This is a genomic window from Nonomuraea maheshkhaliensis (assembly GCF_039529435.1).
Taxonomy (GTDB): domain Bacteria; phylum Actinomycetota; class Actinomycetes; order Streptosporangiales; family Streptosporangiaceae; genus Nonomuraea; species Nonomuraea maheshkhaliensis.
The window spans coordinates 1-17,518 of the sequence record NZ_BAAAMU010000046.1 but is presented as its reverse complement, the minus strand read 5'-3'; the positions used below and the strand labels follow the sequence as shown (position 1 = coordinate 17,518).

Annotated in this window: 14 protein-coding genes; 10 read left to right on the top strand and 4 right to left on the bottom strand. The window is 73.3% G+C overall.

Going from position 1 to position 17,518, the window contains the following annotated elements; all coding sequences use genetic code 11:
* Positions 1–3: 3 nt before the first annotated feature.
* Positions 4–783, top strand: coding sequence for a DUF4184 family protein (locus ABFX54_RS28000; protein ID WP_346109536.1), 780 nt, complete (start codon positions 4–6; stop codon positions 781–783).
* Here ABFX54_RS28000 and ABFX54_RS27995 read toward each other — a convergent pair.
* Positions 722–1,417: a winged helix-turn-helix transcriptional regulator gene (locus ABFX54_RS27995; protein ID WP_346109535.1), complete on the bottom strand. Its 696-nt coding sequence runs from the start codon at positions 1,415–1,417 to the stop codon at positions 722–724. The genes ABFX54_RS28000 and ABFX54_RS27995 overlap by 62 nt on opposite strands.
* Positions 1,418–1,585: 168 nt before the next feature.
* On the opposite strand from ABFX54_RS27995, the gene ABFX54_RS27990 reads away from it, so the two are divergent.
* From ABFX54_RS27990 to ABFX54_RS27975, 4 genes are all read left to right on the top strand, one after another.
* Positions 1,586–2,464, top strand: coding sequence for a hypothetical protein (locus ABFX54_RS27990; protein ID WP_346109534.1), 879 nt, complete (start codon positions 1,586–1,588; stop codon positions 2,462–2,464).
* A 90-nt stretch (positions 2,465–2,554) separates the two neighbouring features.
* Positions 2,555–3,175 (top strand): DUF1989 domain-containing protein, encoded by a 621-nt coding sequence (locus ABFX54_RS27985; RefSeq protein WP_346109533.1) that lies wholly within the window; start codon positions 2,555–2,557, stop codon positions 3,173–3,175.
* Between the two features lie 32 nt (positions 3,176–3,207).
* Entirely contained in the window at positions 3,208–4,335 is a 1,128-nt protein-coding gene (locus ABFX54_RS27980; RefSeq protein ID WP_346109532.1) for an oxidoreductase, read from the top strand.
* A 21-nt stretch (positions 4,336–4,356) separates the two neighbouring features.
* Complete coding sequence (locus ABFX54_RS27975; protein WP_346109531.1) at positions 4,357–5,223, top strand: polysaccharide deacetylase family protein; 867 nt, start codon at positions 4,357–4,359, stop codon at positions 5,221–5,223.
* A gap of 77 nt (positions 5,224–5,300) precedes the next feature.
* Here the strand turns inward: ABFX54_RS27975 and ABFX54_RS27970 are convergent, their stop codons facing one another.
* Entirely contained in the window at positions 5,301–6,854 is a 1,554-nt protein-coding gene (locus ABFX54_RS27970; RefSeq protein ID WP_346109530.1) for a PucR family transcriptional regulator, read from the bottom strand.
* 152 nt (positions 6,855–7,006) lie between these two features.
* Here ABFX54_RS27970 and ABFX54_RS27965 point away from each other — a divergent pair, with 152 nt between their 5' ends.
* Positions 7,007–8,140, top strand: coding sequence for a purine-cytosine permease family protein (locus tag ABFX54_RS27965; protein ID WP_346109529.1), 1,134 nt, complete (start codon positions 7,007–7,009; stop codon positions 8,138–8,140).
* A gap of 268 nt (positions 8,141–8,408) precedes the next feature.
* Positions 8,409–8,837, top strand: a complete 429-nt coding sequence (locus ABFX54_RS27960; protein ID WP_346109528.1) for a hypothetical protein — start codon at positions 8,409–8,411, stop codon at positions 8,835–8,837.
* 7 nt (positions 8,838–8,844) lie between these two features.
* Here the strand turns inward: ABFX54_RS27960 and ABFX54_RS27955 are convergent, their stop codons facing one another.
* Both ABFX54_RS27955 and ABFX54_RS27950 read right to left on the bottom strand, forming a co-directional pair.
* Positions 8,845–11,082 carry an Orn/Lys/Arg family decarboxylase gene (locus tag ABFX54_RS27955; protein WP_346109527.1) on the bottom strand — a complete coding sequence of 746 codons (2,238 nt, stop codon included), beginning with the start codon at positions 11,080–11,082 and terminating at the stop codon, positions 8,845–8,847.
* A gap of 61 nt (positions 11,083–11,143) precedes the next feature.
* Positions 11,144–12,139 (bottom strand): acyl-CoA desaturase, encoded by a 996-nt coding sequence (locus tag ABFX54_RS27950; protein WP_428834582.1) that lies wholly within the window; start codon positions 12,137–12,139, stop codon positions 11,144–11,146.
* A gap of 224 nt (positions 12,140–12,363) precedes the next feature.
* Here ABFX54_RS27950 and ABFX54_RS27945 point away from each other — a divergent pair, with 224 nt between their 5' ends.
* The 3 genes from ABFX54_RS27945 to ABFX54_RS27935 form a co-directional block, all read left to right on the top strand.
* Positions 12,364–13,680: a cytochrome P450 gene (locus tag ABFX54_RS27945; protein ID WP_346109525.1), complete on the top strand. Its 1,317-nt coding sequence runs from the start codon at positions 12,364–12,366 to the stop codon at positions 13,678–13,680.
* Complete coding sequence (locus tag ABFX54_RS27940) at positions 13,677–15,266, top strand: peroxidase family protein (protein ID WP_346109524.1); 1,590 nt, start codon at positions 13,677–13,679, stop codon at positions 15,264–15,266. The genes ABFX54_RS27945 and ABFX54_RS27940 overlap by 4 nt, the downstream gene beginning before the upstream one ends.
* Positions 15,263–17,518, top strand: a 2,256-nt coding sequence (locus ABFX54_RS27935) for a hypothetical protein (RefSeq protein ID WP_346109523.1), incomplete at its 3' end; no start/stop codon positions are given. The genes ABFX54_RS27940 and ABFX54_RS27935, both read left to right, overlap by 4 nt.

The following is a 17,518-nucleotide window of genomic DNA, read 5'->3' as shown; positions in this document are numbered from 1 at the left end:
CGGGTGCCCTTCACCCTGAGCCATGTCGTCGCGATCCTGCCGGTACGACGCTGGTTACCGCCCTCGGCGCTGGCCGTCGGGGCCATGGTGCCCGACGCGCCGTACTACCTGCCGCTGCCGTTCTCCTCGGCGAGCACGCACGCCTGGTGGGGAGCGCTGCTGCTGGGCCTGCCCGCGGGCGTGCTGCTGCTGGTGCTGTTCCACCGGGTGCTGCGGGCCCCGCTGACCGAGCTGGCGCCGGCCGGGCTGCGGGCCCGCCTGCCGGACGTCGCCCGCCCGGCGCCCGTGGCGGTGGTGGCCGGACTGGTCGCCGGGATGGCCACGCACCTGGTCTGGGACGCCTTCACCCAGGTCGGCGGCCCGGCGGTGATGCACTGGGAGCTGCTGCGGCAGCCGGTGGTCGGCGCGCACCGGGTGTTCAACGTGCTGATGTACGTCAGCTCCGCGGGCGGCCTGCTGATCCTGACCGGCTGGCTGGTGCGCTGGTACCGGCAGACGCGGGTCCGCCCGGCAGCGCCCCCGCGCGTTGCGGCGCGGGTGCGTGGTGCGGTGCTGGCGGCGGCCGGTCTGGCCACGGTCGCCGGTGCCGTCATGGGGCTGACCTCCGACCGGGCGGCGGTGAGCGACTACGACCTCGTCCGCAGCACGATCCTGGGCGGCGCCGACGGAGCGGCGGTGGCCCTGGCCTGCTACGTGCTCGCCTGGCACGCCTGGACGACGTTCAACCACCGGCGCCCGCCGCGGTGGCGCGGCGAGCCGGCAGGACGTCGGCGAACGGGCTGAGCCGCCCCCACCCGGCCAGCTCCCTGACCAGCCACGGCGGCGCGACCACCGTCATGCCCCCGGCCCGCTGCGCCGCCGCCAGGCTGACGGTCCCCGAGTACCAGCGCACCAGCCAGCCGGTGTCCACGGTGACGATGCCGTCGTCGTCGAACCCGGGAGGCTGGGCGCACACCTCGTTCCCGCTCCTGGCCAGCAGCAGCCAGTAACGATCGGGCCGGGACCCGTCGGTGAGGTCGAACCGGACCACGATCCGCCGCCGCGGCAGCGTCGCCGGATCGATCAGCCGCGACAACATCCACAAGGCGAGGTACGGGTCGAGATACTCCGGCGGCACCTCTCGCCACCGGGCGCCCCACACCCCGAGCGCCATGCAGACCTCGATCAGCTCCATCCCGCAGTCGGTCAGGTGGTACTCCACCGCCCGGCCCCGCCGCTCGCGTTCGACCACGCCGTCGCGCTCCAGCCGCCGCAGCCGCTGCGCCAGCACGCTGCGCGACAGCCCCGGCGCCCCTTCCAGGATCTCGCCGAACCGGTGACATCCGACGAACACGTTCCGCAAGATGATCGGCGTCCACCGCTCGGCGAACACCTCGGCGCCCAGCGCGATGGGGCAGTACTGGCCGTATCCCCGCATGCGGCCACCATGGCCGCGCCGGGCCGCGAGCGGAAGTGCGAATTCCGTACCTGGAGGACCCGCGCCGCCGGTTCGGATTCCGGTCGTCGCCGGTCCTGACCTCGGCCTGTCCGGCCCCCCGGCCCCGTACCAGGCTGAACGGCGACCACCGAAGAAGGAGGATAAATCATGAAATCAGCGCTCGCGCCGGCCCGGTCCGCCTGGCTGGTCGTGCTGCTCACGCTGGCGGCGGCGATGCTCCTGCCCGCGTCCCCGGCCTCAGCGGCGATCCCGGGACTGCAGCGCGTCGTGACCACCAGTCCGTCCAACTCCACCGGCGATCCGAAGGCCGCGTCCGCCACCTGCCCGGTCGGCAAGAACGTGATCGGCATGGGCGGGTACGTCACCGGCGGCAACGGCCAGGTCATGCTCACCGAACTCCTCCCCGACGCGATGTCGACCAAGGTCAGAGCCGTCGCCTACGAGGACGCCTCGGGCTACGACGGCGACTGGTCCGTCACGGCCGTCGCGGTGTGCGCGGACCCGCCGCCCGGCCTGCAGCGGGTCTCGACGCAGAGCCCCGGGGACTCGGACGCCAAGGAATGGACCGTGACCTGCCCGAACGGTAAGAAGATCCTCGGCATCGGCGGCCGGCTCAACGGCTTCGAAGGCCGGATCCTCCTGGACGCGCTGCAGCCGTTCGGCGGCGTCAGCGGCCAGCTGCACGCGTCCGAGGACGCCGCCGGCCTGAGCGGGAACTGGTCCGTCACGGTCGTCGCGATGTGCGCCGACCCCCTTCCCGGCCTCGTCACGCCCGCGAACTGGAGCGCCGGCGATTCGTCCGCGCCCAAGTCCGTGGACGCCGTCTGCCCCACCGGCACGGTGGCGATCAGCGCGGGCGGGCTGATCGCCTCCGGCGTCGGCGAGCACGGCCGGAACAAGGTCGTGATCGGCCGCCTCGACCTGCCCGCCGCCCTCGACCGCGGCACGGCCGGGGCGGCGGAGACCGAGGCCGGCGCGCCGTTCTCCTGGCACGTGGTCGCGGTCCCGCAATGCGCCAAAGCCTGAGCCAGGTGCTGGAGATAGCTCTATCAATGGCTCCATACGCTGGATGAACGTCCATGGCCAGGCAGAGATGGGGGATGGTTCTCTGGGGTCATGAGATCCGTGACCACCGAAGGACGCACGGTCGTACCCGCCCGTGAAGGCCGCGCCGTGCGGGTCGCGGCCGGGCAGCGCCTCAGCGTCGTCGATCTGGAGGGCGGCCAGGTCGGCGACGTCTTCGCCTTCGTCCCCGCACCAGAGGGGGCCCGAGCAGCGCCCGAGCACCTGAGCGCCGCGCACACCCGCGGCGCCACGAACCGGCTCTTTCCCGAGGTGGGGCAGCAGTTCGTCACCGACCGCCGCCGCCCCGTCCTCACCCTCGTCGCCGACACGTCTCCCGGCTGGCACGACATGCTGATCCCGGCCTGCGACCCGGCCCGCTACGCGGCTCTGGGCGCGGCCGCGCACGCCTCGTGCGCGGACAACCTCAAGCGGGCCCTGGCCGAAACGGGGCTGTCCGTTCCGTTCACGCCGCAGCCCGTGAACGTGTTCATGCGCATCCCCGTGCAGGACGACGGGCGGCTGCGCTGGCTGCCGTCGGCCAGCCGCCCGGGAGACGCGATCACCTTCCAGGCGGTCACGGACTGCGTGGTCGTGGTGTCCGCCTGCCCGCAGGACCTCGTGGAGATCAACGGCGGCGGGCCGACGTCGCTGGCCATCGACCTTCAGTCCTGACGCCCGACACCCTTGAGAAGGAGCGAACTTTCATGAACGACATCGTCACCGGCCATCCGGCCCTGCGCCCCGAGCGGATCGGCGGGCTCACGCTGGCCAACCGCCTCGCCGTCTCGCCCATGACCAGGGTCTCGGCGGCTCCCGACGGCACGCCGACGCCCGAGATGGCCGACTACTACGCCGCGTACGCGGAGGGCGGTTTCGGCCTGCTGATCAGCGAGGGCACCTACACCGACACCGTCCACAGCCAGGGCTACCTCAACCAGCCCGGCATCGTCTCCGGCGAGCACACCGAAGCCTGGCGGGAGATCACCGAGCGGGTGCACGCCGCCGGATCGCGGTTCGTCATGCAACTCATGCACGCCGGCGCGCTGTCCCAGGGCAACCGCTACCGCGACGACACGGCGGGCCCGTCGGCCGTGCTCCCGCGCGGCGAGAAGATGCCCGAGTACGGTGGCAGCGGAAAGTGGCCGGTGCCCAAGGCGATGACCCCGGCCGACATCGAGACGGCGGTGGACGGCTTCGTGCGGTCGGCGGTGCGCGCCCGGCGGGCGGGGTTCGACGGCGTCGAGGTGCACGGCGCCAACGGCTACCTGGTGGACCAGTTCCTCACCGACTACACCAACCTGCGCGACGATTCTTACGGCGGCCCGGTGTCCGGCCGGGTCCGCCTCGCCGCCGAGGTGGTGGCCGCGATCCGGGCCGAGGTGGGCGCGGGCTTCTGCGTCGGCATCCGCCTCTCACAGACCAAGGTGAACGACTTCACGCACCGCTGGCCGGGCGGCAGCCACGACGCGAAGGTCATCTTCGCCGCGCTGGCCGAGGCGGGCGCGAGCTACCTGCACATCGCCAGCGAGGGACGCGACTGGATCGAGACCGCCCGCCTGGACGGCGGCGCCACCATCACCGGACTGGCCCGCCAGGTGACCGGCCTGCCCGTCATCGCGAACGGCGGCATGCACGACCTCGCCAGGGCGGCCCAGGTGCTCTCCGACGGCCACGCCGACCTGCTGTCCGTGGGACGGGGCGCGCTGGCCAACCCCGACCTGCCGCGCCGCCTGCACCAGGGACGGCCACTGGCGGAGTTCGACCATATGATGCTGCAGCCCATGGCCACCCTGGGCAACGCCGCCCTGTGGCGGCAGGCGGCCACGATCTGAGCGGAAAGGCAGGCGGTCGGTGTGACCACCAACTGGCATCGGGACGCCGCGGCGGTCGCGACGCTCACGTTCGACGTGGACGCCGAGACACCGGTCCTCGCCCAGGGGCGCCGCTACGCCGGGCACGCGAGCACGATGTCGCACCAGGCGTACGGACCCGATGTGGGCCTGCCCCGCATCCTGGGCATCCTGGACGATCTGGGCGTCCCCGCCACGTTCTTCGTGCCCGGCTGGGTGGCCGAGCACCGGCCGGGGCTGGCCGCGTCCATCGCCGAACGCGGGCACGAGGTGGCGCACCACTCCTACAGCCACCGGCCGGCCACCTCGATGACCCCGGCCGGGGAACGCGCCGACTTCGAGCGCGCGCTGGCGGTCTTCGCCGCCCAGGGCATCGAGATCGCCGGGCACCGGGCGGCCGGGTGGGAGGCGTCGTGGCAGACGGCTGACCTGGTCGCCGAGCACGGCCTGCGCTACGACTCCTCACTGATGGGCGACGACCGTCCCTACCGGATCGCGGCGGGGCCCGGCGACATCGTCGAGCTGCCCGTGCACTGGTCGCTCGACGACTGGGAGCAGTACGCCTTCCTGCCGGCGCCGCACGTCGGCTCGGTCATCGAGTCGCCGGCGAAGGTGCTGGAGCTGTGGCGGGCCGAGCTGGACGGGATGCGGCGCTACCGGTGCCTGTTCAACCTGTGCGTGCACCCCTTTCTGTCGGGGCGGCCCGGCCGGGCCGAGGCGCTGCGCCGGTTCATCGAGTACGCGCTGGAATGCGGGGACGTGCGCTTCGCCCGCTGCCGGGAGGTGGCGCAGGCGGCGGCGGTGGACCCAGAGCTGCCCACCCGCCGGCCCCGCCCGCCGCAGGCCGACCCGGACGTCTACCCCGCGTGACCGCCGCCCGGGCGGTTCCCGGCCGACGGTCGCCGGCCTGGAGGTCGCCGGTCCGGCGTCGGACGGCCGGCCGCCGCTCACGCCATGGCGTCGATGGCGAGCGCCAGGAACAGGTCCACCCGGTCCTCGGTGCGGTTGACGTCCCTGCCGGTCAGCTCGGCCGCCTTGGCCAGCCGGTTGCGCAGCGTGTTGACGTGGATGTGCAGGGCGGCCGCGGTCGTCGCCCAGTGCCCGTCGTGGTCGAGGAACGCGCGTATCGTCCGTTCGAGCTCGCTGCCGCGCCGCGCGTCATGCCGCCGCAGGGACGCCAGCAGGTCGTGGGAGAACGCCCGCAGCGTGTCCTGGTCGACCAGCCCGAGCAGCAGCCGGTGCGTGCCGAGCTCGGCGAAGCCGCGCACGGCCGGCCCGCCGGGGCCGCGCCGCAGCACCCGGCACGCCTCCCTCGACCGCATCAAAGGACGGCGCAGCTCGGCCGAGTGCGGCGCCAGGCCGCCCAGCCCGGCGACGGCCCGCCGTCCGGGAAACCGCTTGTCCACGGCCTTGACCAGCCGCCCGGCCAGCGGGGACAGCTCGGGCTCCGGCCGGTTCCAGGCCAGCACCGTGACGACGTCCTGGGTGCCGCCCGCCACGACCGCCGGCACCCCCTCGGAGGCGAGGAAGTCGCCGATGACCTGCGCGAGCCCGTGCGGGGTGCTCGTCTCGTCTCCGGCGAGTGCGACGGCGCAGACCGTCAGCGGCCCCGCCGGGTTCACCCCGAACGCCCGCAGCCGCTCGGCCACCTCCGTCGCGCGCCCGCCGGACAGCACCATCTCCAGCAGCTCGCCGGCGAAGCGCATCTCGATGGCCTGGACCGCCTGCTGCTTGGCCACCTCCAGGCTGAGGAACCTGGCGGCCTGCTCCAGCGCCTCGCGCTCGGCGGGGGCCAGGCCGAACAGCGGGCGCAGGCAGACGAGCGCCGCGTCGATGTCGCCCACCGCGCCCACCGGGTAGAGGGCCGCCAGGCCCGTGCCCAGGTCGAGCTCCAGGGCCGGCGGGCGCCGAGACAGCCCCGCGGCCACAGTGCGCAACTGCTCCTCGTCGAGCTGCGCGCCGGTCGTCGCGAGCAGCCGGCCCATCCGGTCGACCACCGCCAAGGGCAGGTCGTGGTCCTTCGTCAGCACGCGCAGCACGCCGGACGCGCCCGCTCCGCGCGAGATCGCCGTGGCCAGCGCGTCGCCGCGGCGCACCATGCCGATGAGGCCGCGCTGGCGCTGGTCGGTGTAGATCGCGGAGGCCGCGTGCGAGATCGCGGTGAACGGCACCGCCTGGGAGATCTCCAGCAGCGGCAGCCCCGCCTCCGCGCACGCCGCGACGAGCTCCTGCGGCGCGCGCGGCATCTCGGCCCGCAGGCCGAACACGATCCCGGCCGCCCTGGCGCGCCGCACGTTCGCCACGAACTCGGCCGCCGTCACCTGACCGAGCCACAGCCCGTTGGTCAGCACGAGCTCGTTCTCCTGGACGTACGCCGAAGGGTCGGGCAGCTCGGTGTTGTGCACCCAGGCCACCGGCGCCTCCAGCGCGCCCGCCGGTCCCGGCACGAGCACGGTGAGTTCGAGCGCCGCGTCGCTCACCAGTGCGTTGAGCGTGAACATGCTGTGAATCTAGACACCTCACGGCCCGATCGCTAGAGGTTTCTCCACTCTCTACGCCGGTCAGGCGAATGTTTACGTGGTACCTATCACCCGACGAGGAGGCACCTATGTGATCCAGTCCCCCCGCCCAAATCGGCATAGAGCCGGAAGCCGTGCCGTTCGACGACCACGGCATCGAGCCGATCCCGGCGGCGGCCCGCGACTCCACCCCCTGGCAGCAGTTCTGGATCTGGACGGGCGCCAACATCGCGCCGATCAACTGGGTGCTCGGCGCCCTCGGCATCACCCTGGGCCTCAGCCTGGTGGAGACCATCGTCGTGGTGGCCGCCGGCAACCTCGTCGGGTGCGCGGTGTTCGGCCTGTTCAACCTGATGGGGCACCGTACCGGTGCCAATCAGATGGTGCTCATGGCGGTCATGACCGTGCTCGCGGTGGCGCAGACCGACCCCGACTGGACGGCCGCCACCGCGGTGACCCCCGCCGACAAGGTCACCGCCGTCACCCAGCTGCTCACCGCGATCGGCATCGGCTGGGGGATCAGCTGGCTGCCGTACTCCGCCGGCCACAGCCGCTTCGTCCGCCCCGGCACGCCCGGCAGGCGGGTGTTCTGGGCTGCCGCGCTCGGCATGTACGTGCCGACCGTGTGGCTGGCCGCGCTCGGCGCCTGCCTCGCCGGCGGAGGCGGCACCGCCGATCCGTCGAGCCTGGTGACCGGCCTGTTCGGCGTCATGGCGGTGCCCGTCCTGCCGCTGATCACGCACGGGCCGGTCGCCACGAACATTCTCAACCTCTACTCCTGCTCGCTGGCCGCCCTGTCCGTCGGCATCAAGGTCGCCCGGTGGAAGCTCACCTTGGGCGCCGGGCTGGTGGCCCCGGGGGTGCTGGCGGTGTTCCTGCGCGCCGACGACTTCGCCCAGGCGTTCGACCACTGGATGGTGTCCATCCTCGTGTGGATCGCCCCGTGGGCGAGCATCGTGCTGGTCGACTTCCTCGTGCTCCGCAAGGGCCGGATCGACCTGCCGTCCCTCTACCGTGACGACGCCTCGCCGTACGGGCCGGTGAACCGCAGCGCGATGATCAGCCTCGGCGCCGGTCTGGTGGCGGCCTGGGGCTGGCAGCTCGGCATCGTGCCCGCGACGCGCGGGCCCATCGCGCGGCTGCTGAACGACACCGACTTCTCCTGGCTCTCGGGCGGCCTGGTGGCCGGCGGGCTCTACCACCTGCTCGTCCGGCGCGCGGCCCGCCGCCTCGCGGCCCGCGCCCCCGAGGAGGTGCCGGCCATATGAGCACGCCACGACCCCGGACCGAGGCGGGCGGACCGCGCGTGCGCGTCATCACCACCGGCGGCACCATCGCCTCCCGGCCCGACCAGCACGGAACGGTCAGCGTCGCCGTCCCTGGCAGCAGCCTCGTGGATCCGACAAATCCGGATATGACGGTCGAGGTGGAGGAGGCACGCGGCCCGGCACGCCACCAAGGTCCGCACCCGGTCGCCGGAGGCGTTCGGCAGCCCAGGTCACGGCCCGATCGGCCACGTGCACGGCTCGCGCGCACGTGGCCGCCCGGCCCGTCCGCCGCGCCGGGTTCGACCTGGCCGATCTCGGCGCCCGGGACGCCCGGGTGGACGTCGTGCCCGCGTACGCCGGAGCGGACGGCGTGCACGTCGCCGCGTCGCGCGCGGCCGGTGCCCGCGGCCCGGTGCTGGAGGCTCTGGGTACGGGCAACCCGACGCCGGGGCTGCTGCGCGAGTTGCGCGCCTGTCTCGCGGCGGGCGTTCCCGTCCTCGTCACCTCGCGCTGCCGCCAAGGGCCGGCCGTGCCCGTCCACGGCTCGGGCGGGGGAGCGACCCTCGCCGAGGCGGGCGCCGTGTTCGCCGGCTCGCTGACCGCCCCCAAGGCTCGCCTCCTGCTCGCCGCCGCCCTCACCGCCTGCCCCGAGCCGGAGGAAGCCCTGAACCGCATTCACCCGCACCTCACCTGGTGAACCCGTTTTAGCCGGCCTCGACCTCGATGTGATAGCGGCCCTCGCCGTCGCGGTGCGCGCCGTGGATGTCGGTGGCGAGGTCGGGGAAGCAGCGGTCGAACTCCTCCAGCGCCCGCAGGTACGTGATCAGCGGCCCGTCCGCGGGCCCGGCCGCCTCGCCGGGCATCAGCATGGGGATGCCCGGCGGCGTGACGACGACGATGGCCGCGCACACGCTGCCGGGCAGGCGGTCGAGCGGCACGCGCTCCGTACGCGAGCGGATCAGCGCCTGGTAGCTCTCGGCCGGGGTGCGTACCGGCTCGGGCAGGTCGGTGAAGATCGCGTTGACCAGCTCGCCGAGCCCGAGCGCGCGCAGCCGCTCGTGCACGTCGGTGCAGAAGCGGCGCAGCGTGGTCCCCGGCGGGCCGAAGTCCGGCAGCACCTCGGCCAGCGGCAGGTCGTCGTCGTAGGCGCGCTTGAAGTCGGTGAGCGCGTCGATCAGCGTGCCCCACTTGCCCTTCGTGATGCCCATGGAGAAGAGCACCAGCAGGGTGTGGTCGCCGGTCTTCTCCACCACGATGCCGCGCCGCCGCAGGTAGGCGGCGACGATCCGGGCGGGGATGCCCCAGCCGAGCGTGCCCGCCACCGCGTCGGCCCCCGGGCAGACGATGGTCACCTTCACCGGGTCGAGCAGGCAGTAGCCGTCGCTCAGCCCTGCGAAGCCGTGCCAGGCGGCGCCGGGCTCCAGCACCCAGCAGGCCGGATCCGTGGCCAGCCAGCCGGGGTCGGCCTCGGCGAACGGAACCGCCCGGCCGGTGCGGGGGTCGGTGACGTGCGAGGGCTGCCAGACGCCGAAGTACCAGTCGGGCCGCCGCCCGTCCTCCTTGATGCGGCCGGCCAGCCGCACCATGGCCTGGCGGAAGCGCACCGCCTCGGTGACGGCCTCGCCCACCAGGTACGGCCCCGACGGCCCGTCCATCATGCCCGCCGCCACGTCCAGGGAGGCGATCATCGGGTAGAGCGGCGAGGTGGAGCAGTGCATCAGGTACGTCGCGTTGAGCCGCTCGTAGTCCACCGGCGCCCGCTCGGCCGGCCTGACGTGCAGCATCGCCGACTGCGACAGGGCCGCCAGCAGCTTGTGCGTGGACTGGGTGGCGAACACCGTGGGGCGGCCCGGCCCCGGCAGCGTCTCCTCGTCCACGGCCATGCCGTAGCGGCGGGCGTACAGGGGGTGGAAGCGGGCGTAGGCGAACCACGCCTCGTCGAAGTGCACCCGGGGGACGCTCTCGCCGAGCAGCTCCGCGACCCGTACGGCGTCGTAGCAGAGCCCGTCGTAGGTCGAGTTGGTGATCACGCCGTAGACCGGGCCGGTCCCGGCGAGGGGATGGCGGGCCAGCCGGGTGCGCAGCGTGGCCGGGTCGAGCGCCGCGGGCGGGATGGGACCGGCCAGGCCCAGGCCGTTGCGCTCGGGCACCAGGTAGAGCGGGCGGGCGCCGCTGATCGTCATCGCGTGCTGCAGCGACTTGTGGCAGTTGCGGTCGACCAGGGCGGTCTCGTCCCGGGCGACCGCGTGATGGCCGACGACGCGGTTGGCGGTGGCGTTGCCGTTCATCACGAAGAAGGTGCGGTCGGCCCCGAACACGCGGGCGGCGTTGCGCTCCGCCTCCCCGACCGGGCCGGTGTGCTCCAGCGGCGAGCCGAGCTCGGGGACAGAGATGGACAGATCAGTACGCAGCAGGCGCTCGCCGTAGAAGTCGAAGAACGCCCGCCCGACCGGTGACTTCAGGAACGCGACCCCGCCCGCGTGCGCGGGGGTGTGCCAGGAGTACTGGTGGTGGTCCTGGAGGTCGCGCAGCGCGCGGAAGAACGGCGGCAGGATGCGGTCGGCGTACTCCTCGGTGGCGTGCACGATGCGCCCGGCGATGAAGTCGGGCGTGTCCTCCAGCGGGAAGACGAAGCCCTGGATGACCTCGTACACCCACAGGGGCAGCTCCTGCTCGGCGGTCATGAGGAAGACCGGCAGGCCGCGGAAGCGCCGCAGGACCGCCTCCAGGCTCCGTTCGGCGCCCGGCGCGTCCCAGTCGGCCAGCATCCCGGCGAGCGAGGCGTCCGAGCCGATCACCGCCAGCGCGTCCTGGACCCGGTGGGTCCAGCGCAGCTGCACGCCGAGCCGGCCCATCGCCGCGCCGACGCGGCGGACCTGCTCGGCGAGAGCCGTGTCGGCGTCGGGACGCTCCGCGATCGCGGCGAGAACCGTTCGTTCCATGCGAGCTCCATGGCCGGGGACGATGGGACCTGAGGCGGGGGGACGGCGCGCCGCCGCCGTCTTAGGACGGAGGGCCCGCGCCTCGGTCGGCGATCTGGTCGGCGACCCGGCCTCTCGCCGGATCGGTGGTCCGGGCGGCCAGGCGGCCGGCCAGGCGGCCGGAGCGGGGCCAGCGCACGTCGTGGGCCCACCCCGCTCGCTCGAACCAGCGGATCAGCCGCGCGCTCGGGTCGAGCTGGCCCTTGAGCACGCCGTGGCGGGCGCAGGCGGGTTCCACGTGGTGCCAGTTGTGCCAGCCCTCGCCGAGCGTCAGCATCGCCACCCACCGCACGTTGGACGAGCGGTCCCTGGTACGGAACGGACGCTCGCCGAAGGTGTGGGCGATCGAGTTCACCGACCAGGTGACGTGGTGCACCACGGCGTACCGGACCAGACCTCCCCACACGAACGCGCTCCACGCGCCCGCCCACGACATCGACCACAGCCCGCCCACGGCGGCGGGCAGCGCGAACGACAGCAGCACGACCAGCGGATAGGCGGCGTCGAAACGCCGTACGTCGGGGTCGGCCAGCAGGTCGGGCACCCAGTGCGCGCGGCTGGAGCGGCGCCGGGCCGTGTAGAACCAGCCGATGTGCGCGTGCAGCATGCCGCGCAGCAGCGCCAGGCCGCTGTCGCCGTAACGCCACGGCGAGTGCGGGTCGCCCTCGCGGTCGGCGTACTTGTGGTGGCGGCGGTGCTCGGCGGCCCACAGCGTCACCGAGCCCTCCACCGCCATCCCGCCGGCCAGCATGAGCGCCAGCCGCAGCGGCCGGTTGGCCTTGAACGAGCGGTGGGTGAACAGCCGGTGGTAGCCGATGGCGATCCCGAAGATGCTCACCAGGTACATCACGACCGCGATGACCAGGTCACGCGGGCCCACGCCCCAGCCCCAGGCGGCCGGGATCGCGAGCGCCGGCAGCAGCACGGGCAGCACGATCAGGACGACCAGATAGGCCGCACGGCGGCCGGTGGTGACCGGCACCGTCTCCGCCCCGCCCGCCTCCGCCCGGCCCGGCATGGGTGACGTCACGTTCCCCCCACGGGTGCGACAAGAGATGAGGCCCCTATTGAAGGGGCAGCCCCCCGGAGCGCGGCAATGTCCCGGCAGTGACGGATCGGTTACTCTCGGGAGGCAAAACAATGCGCGCCGTAGCCATGAAGGAAAGCAGGGCTCCCTCCCTAGATTGTGAATGCACAGTGTGATCATGCCTGTTCGTTCCGGTGTCGGTGGAGGTCTGCGCAATGGGTGCTGTCGAACAGACGACCACGGGCGGCTACCTGGAGGCGTACGAGCAGGCTCTGGCCCATGACCCGATGACGGCGTTCGGGCTGGTCAGGGAGTGGATGCGGACCGACTGGCGCAACCTGTTCGCCGAGCTGCGGCAGCGGCGGCCCGTCTTCGTCACCCCCGCCTTCACGGTCGTGACCCGCTTCGCCGACGTCACCGAGGTGCTCGCCCACGAGGAGGTCTTCTCGGTCCGCGCCTTCGGCCCACGCCTCGACGCCGCCCTCGGCGCGCCGTTCATGCTGGGCCGGGACGCCACGCCGATGAACTGGCGGGAGAAGGGCCTGATGCAGGCCATCCTCGACCCGGGCGACGCGGCCCGCGTACGCGAGCTGACCGGCCGCCTCGCCGACGACCTCCTCGACGCGGCCCTGTCTGGTGGGGATCCGGACGGGGGCGTGGAGGCGGTCGGCGCGTTGTTCCGTCCCGTCGCCCTCGGCGTGTGCGCGCGTTACTTCGGCGTCCCCGGCCCGGACCCGGCCACCCTGTCACGATGGACGCGCGCCATCGTCGCCGACGGCTTCGCCAACTTCCTCGGCGACCCGGCGATGCGGGCCGCGTCCGAGCAGGCGGGCGCCGAACTGATCGCCTACCTGCGCGACCGCCTCGCCATGCACCGGGCCGGCCTGGAGTCGGGACACGATCTGCCCGACGACGTCTTCACCCGCCTGGTCCGCTCGTCCCTGCCCGCCGGCGCCGGCATGACCGGCGAACGCCTCGTGACCAACATGGCGGGCATGCCGCTGGGCTTCGTGGAGAGCGCGCCGGGGGCCATGGTGGAAGCGGTCGAACAGCTCCTGCTGCGCCCCGACGTGCTCGCGCGGGCCGTGGCCGCCGCCCCCGACCCCGACCGGTTCGACCCGTACGTGTGGGAGGCGCTGCGGTTCAGCCCGTTCTTCAAGCTGATTCCCCGGATCTGCGAGCGCGACCACGTCCTGGCCGCCGGCACCCCGCGCGGCACGATGATCCCCGCGGGCACGTTCGTGCTCGCGGCGCCGGCCTCGGCGATGTTCGACGCGGACGTGGTGCCGCGGCCCGAGGAGTTCCGCCTCGACCGCCCCCGCCACCACCGGCTGTTCTTCGGCTCGGGCCACCACGCCTGCCTCGGCGTGCACGTGGCCGGCCCCGTGATCGCCGAGACCGTACGCCGCCTGCTGCTGCGCCCCGGCGTACGCCTGCTGCCGCCACCCCGGGGCCGGGTCGAGCGTTCCCTGGGCATCTTCCCCGACGCGTTCGTCCTCGGGACCGGCGTCGAAACGAGGGAGGGCCGATGACGCCGGAAGGTCCGGCGAGCGCGCGCGGCATCGCCACGGACGGCCTGGCGAACCGGCTCAGATTCCTCGCCCTGACCAACGGCCGGCCGTTCTGGGACCTGGTGCAGAAGTGCCCGCCGGTGCGCCGCCGGCTCAACGCCACGCTGATCGACCACGCGGTCCGCGAGATGCCGCCGCGTCCAGAGCCGCTGAGCACGATGGCCGACTACACCTCGTGGGCCTCGCTCACCGACCGCACCTACAGCGGCAGGCACCTGCCGCCGGTGCGCGCCGACGAGGATCGCCTGCCCGCCCCCGAGGTCGCGGCCGGCCTGTTCGCCCGCGGCGAGTCCATGATCCCGTGCCGGCGTTCCACGGTGCTGTTCGCGTACTTCGCCCAATGGTTCACCGACGGGTTCCTGCGCAGCGACACCAACGTCCCGCGCGACCCGCGCAAGAACAGCTCCAACCACCACATCGACCTGAACCAGGTGTACGGGCTCAACGCGGCGGCCACCACGGCGCTGCGCACGCTCGAAGGCGGGCTGCTCAAGAGCCAGCTCATCGACGGCGGCGAGTTCCCGCCCTACCTGTGCGAACACGGCAAGATCAAACCGGAGTTCGCCCCGCTGAGCGTCATCCAGTTCGACGAACTCACCGACGCCCGACGCGACACCCTGTTCGCCACCGGCAGCGACCGGGGCAACATCCAGATCGGCTTCACCATGCTCACGGTGCTGTTCCTGCGCGAGCACAACCGGGTCGCCCGGCTGCTGGCCCGGCGCCATCCGCGCTGGGACGACGAACGGCTCTTCCAGACGGCCCGCAACGTCCTCATCGTGCTGCTGATCAAACTGGTCGTCGAGGAGTACATCAACCACATCACCCCCTACCACTTCCGCTTCCGCCTCGACCCCCGGCTGTCGGCGGCGCTGGCCCGCGCGCCGTGGCACCGCGAGAACTGGGCGTCGGTGGAGTTCAACCTCGTCTACCGCTGGCACAGCCTGATCCCGTCGCGGCTGTCGGTGGGCGGGCGCGAACTGCCGATGGCCGAGACCCTGCTCGCCGGGCCGCTGATCCCGCCGACCGGCCTGGCCCGCCTCTTCGAGGACGCCTCCGGCCAGCGGGCCGGCCGCATCGGCCTGTTCAACACCGACCCCGTCCTGCTCCCGATCGAGACGGCCAGCATCGCCGAGTCCCGGGCGCTCGGGCTGGCCCCGTACAACAGCTACCGCCGGCACTGCCGCTTCCCGGCGGTGCGCCGCTTCGAGCACATCACCGCTGATCGGCGGGCCAGTGGTGCCCTGCGGGAGCTTTATCGCGACGTGGACGACATCGACCTGTACGTCGGCCTCTTCGCCGAGGAACCCGGATCCCCCGACGCCATCCTGCCCCCGCTCCTCACCAAGATCATCGCCATCGACGCCTTCTCCCAGGCCCTCACCAACCCGCTCCTGGCCCCGCGCGTCTTCAACGCCGCCACCTTCTCCCCGTACGGCATCCGCGTCATCGCCGCCACCCGCAGCCTCGCCGACGTGGTCCGCCGCAACACCCCGGAGGACCCGGCCCCACGCTTCGTCAGCATGTCCCAGCAGCCACGCCCATGAACAGCGGCGACGACGCGGCGCGTTCCGCCACGAACGACGGCGACGGCCCGGCGGACGCGGCCGTGGACGGCGGTGACGATGGCGTCGGTGCGGCCTCGAAAGGCGGCGATGACCCGGCGGGGTCGTCGCGCGCCGCCGCTCGCGAGCTCGTGGACATCGCGATCGCCATCCAGGGCGCGGCGACGCGCACCACCGCCGCCCTCACCGACGTCGCGCTGCTCCGCGCCCTGCCCCACGCCCCCGCTGCGGGCCGCTCCGCCTACCGTGCGCTGCTGCGGGCCGCCACGAACAGGCAGGGCCTCGGATACGCCCTCACCGGCACCGGCCCGACCATCGGCGCCATGCTCATCACCCTGGTCGCCAAAGCCGGGGGGATGGTAGGGGCCGAGAGTCTGGTCGTTCGGGTGCTGGCAACCTCGTTGCGGTTGCGCGTGGCTGCCGTGGCCGTCGACCACCCGGAGCTGACCGAGGACCCCTTGGCCGCCCGGCTCATCGAGGCCGCCGCATCGGATCGGGACCTGGAGGCCGTACGTGCGCTGCGTGCCCTGCTCAAAGAGCGCGGTGCGGTGCGTGCGCTCAGCCTCCTGGCCCCTGTCTTCGGCGAGGTGCTCGCGCTGCGGGCGCTGCTGGACGAGAACCCGCTCAACGACGCCACCGCCTGGCTGATCGCCACCGGGCGAGGCTTCGCCACCGCCGACCCGGTCATGGGCCTGAGCAACAGGGCCGTCGCCCTCCTCGACCTCGGCGAAGGAGCCGCCCGCAGGACCGAGCTGACCCCGGCCGAGTCGGCCCGGCTGAGCACGCGCGGGTCGCTGCTGGGCGTTCTGGGCAACATCGCCGCGATCGGCACCACCGGGCGAGCCCTCATCCAGAGCGTCGAAGGCCCCGACGGAGTGATCCGCCACATCCTCCAGGCGCCGGGCATGCGTGTGGGACGCCCCGACGGACGTTCGCCCCAGGACCTGCTCGGCGCGTTCAGCAGCGCCGTCCTGGACAGCAGCCCCTACAGCCGCGCCCTGGCCCAAGCCGTCGCCGACTACGGGCTGCCCCCGGACACCGAACTCGCGCTCGTCGGGCACAGCGCGGGCGGAGCGGCGATCATGAACCTGGCGCAGGACCCCGGCTTCTGCGCCCGCCACCGCGTCACCCACGCCATCGCCGTCGGCTCGCCGGTCGACTTCAAACGGCCCGCCGACCCGCGGACCTGGGTGGCCAGCGTCACCAACCAGCACGACCTCATCCCCACCCTCGACGGCCAGGGCGCAGGCACGTGCTTCGACCTGCACCCCGGCTGGTACGTCGTCGACTACACCGACTCCACCCACCTGTTCCCGCTCTGCCACGGCATCGAGCACTACCTGGCCAACCTCGCCGACGACCTGCCCGAAGAACGCGAGCACATCGACGAGCGGCTGAAGCCCTTCCACGGGCCGGTCGTGCGCTCCCAGGCGTACCTGCTGTTCGACCGGCCACCGGACCCGGGGGAGTTCCCCTTCCTGACCGTGCCCACGCACCCGGTCGAGACCTCCGGCGCCCCCGCTGACCTGCCGATCCGGTGCCGGGACGGCTCCGCGCTCACCGCGTACTTCGCCGCCCGCCCGGCGGTGGCGGCGCGGCTGCTGGAGGGCACCGGGCTCGTTCCCTTGCTGGTGGCGGGACGGGCTCTGGTCGGCGTGCACGCCGCCTGGAACCGGCACAGCAGCGTGGGCGGCCACCGCGAGGTGCAGATCGGCATCGTGGTCCGCGGCCCAGGCCACCGCCACCACCGCCCCCTGCGCCGGCCCGTCCGGCCGGGCTGGGGAGGCCTGCTCCGTAGGGCGGAGTCGCGTCGGTCCGGCGATTTCCTGCTCGGCTCGGCGGTCGACACCCCGATGGTGCGTGAGCTCGGCCCGCGGCTGTGGGGCGGTGAGACGTACCTGACGGCCCTGGACGTGCGGCTCGGCCTCCGGCGCGGCGGCGGGCCGGGTGCTCGGTCGGTGCTGGTCGCCGCCGACGGGATCTTCACTCTGGCGGGGAGGCTGGGCGCCGGACTGCCTTTGCCCGATCCCGGCCTGGTCGGTTACGTCGGCGAGGCCGGTGCTCTGTTGCGTTCGTCCGTGCGGGCGCGGGGGCTCGCCCGGCTGCACCCCGCGCCGTCGTCGCGGCTGACCGTCGAGGCCCGCTCGGCGCATCCGCTGGCACGGCGGCTGCGCGAGCTGGGGGGCGGGGGGGCCCGGCCGCGGCTGGGCCTGTCGGGCGGCACCCGCCAGACG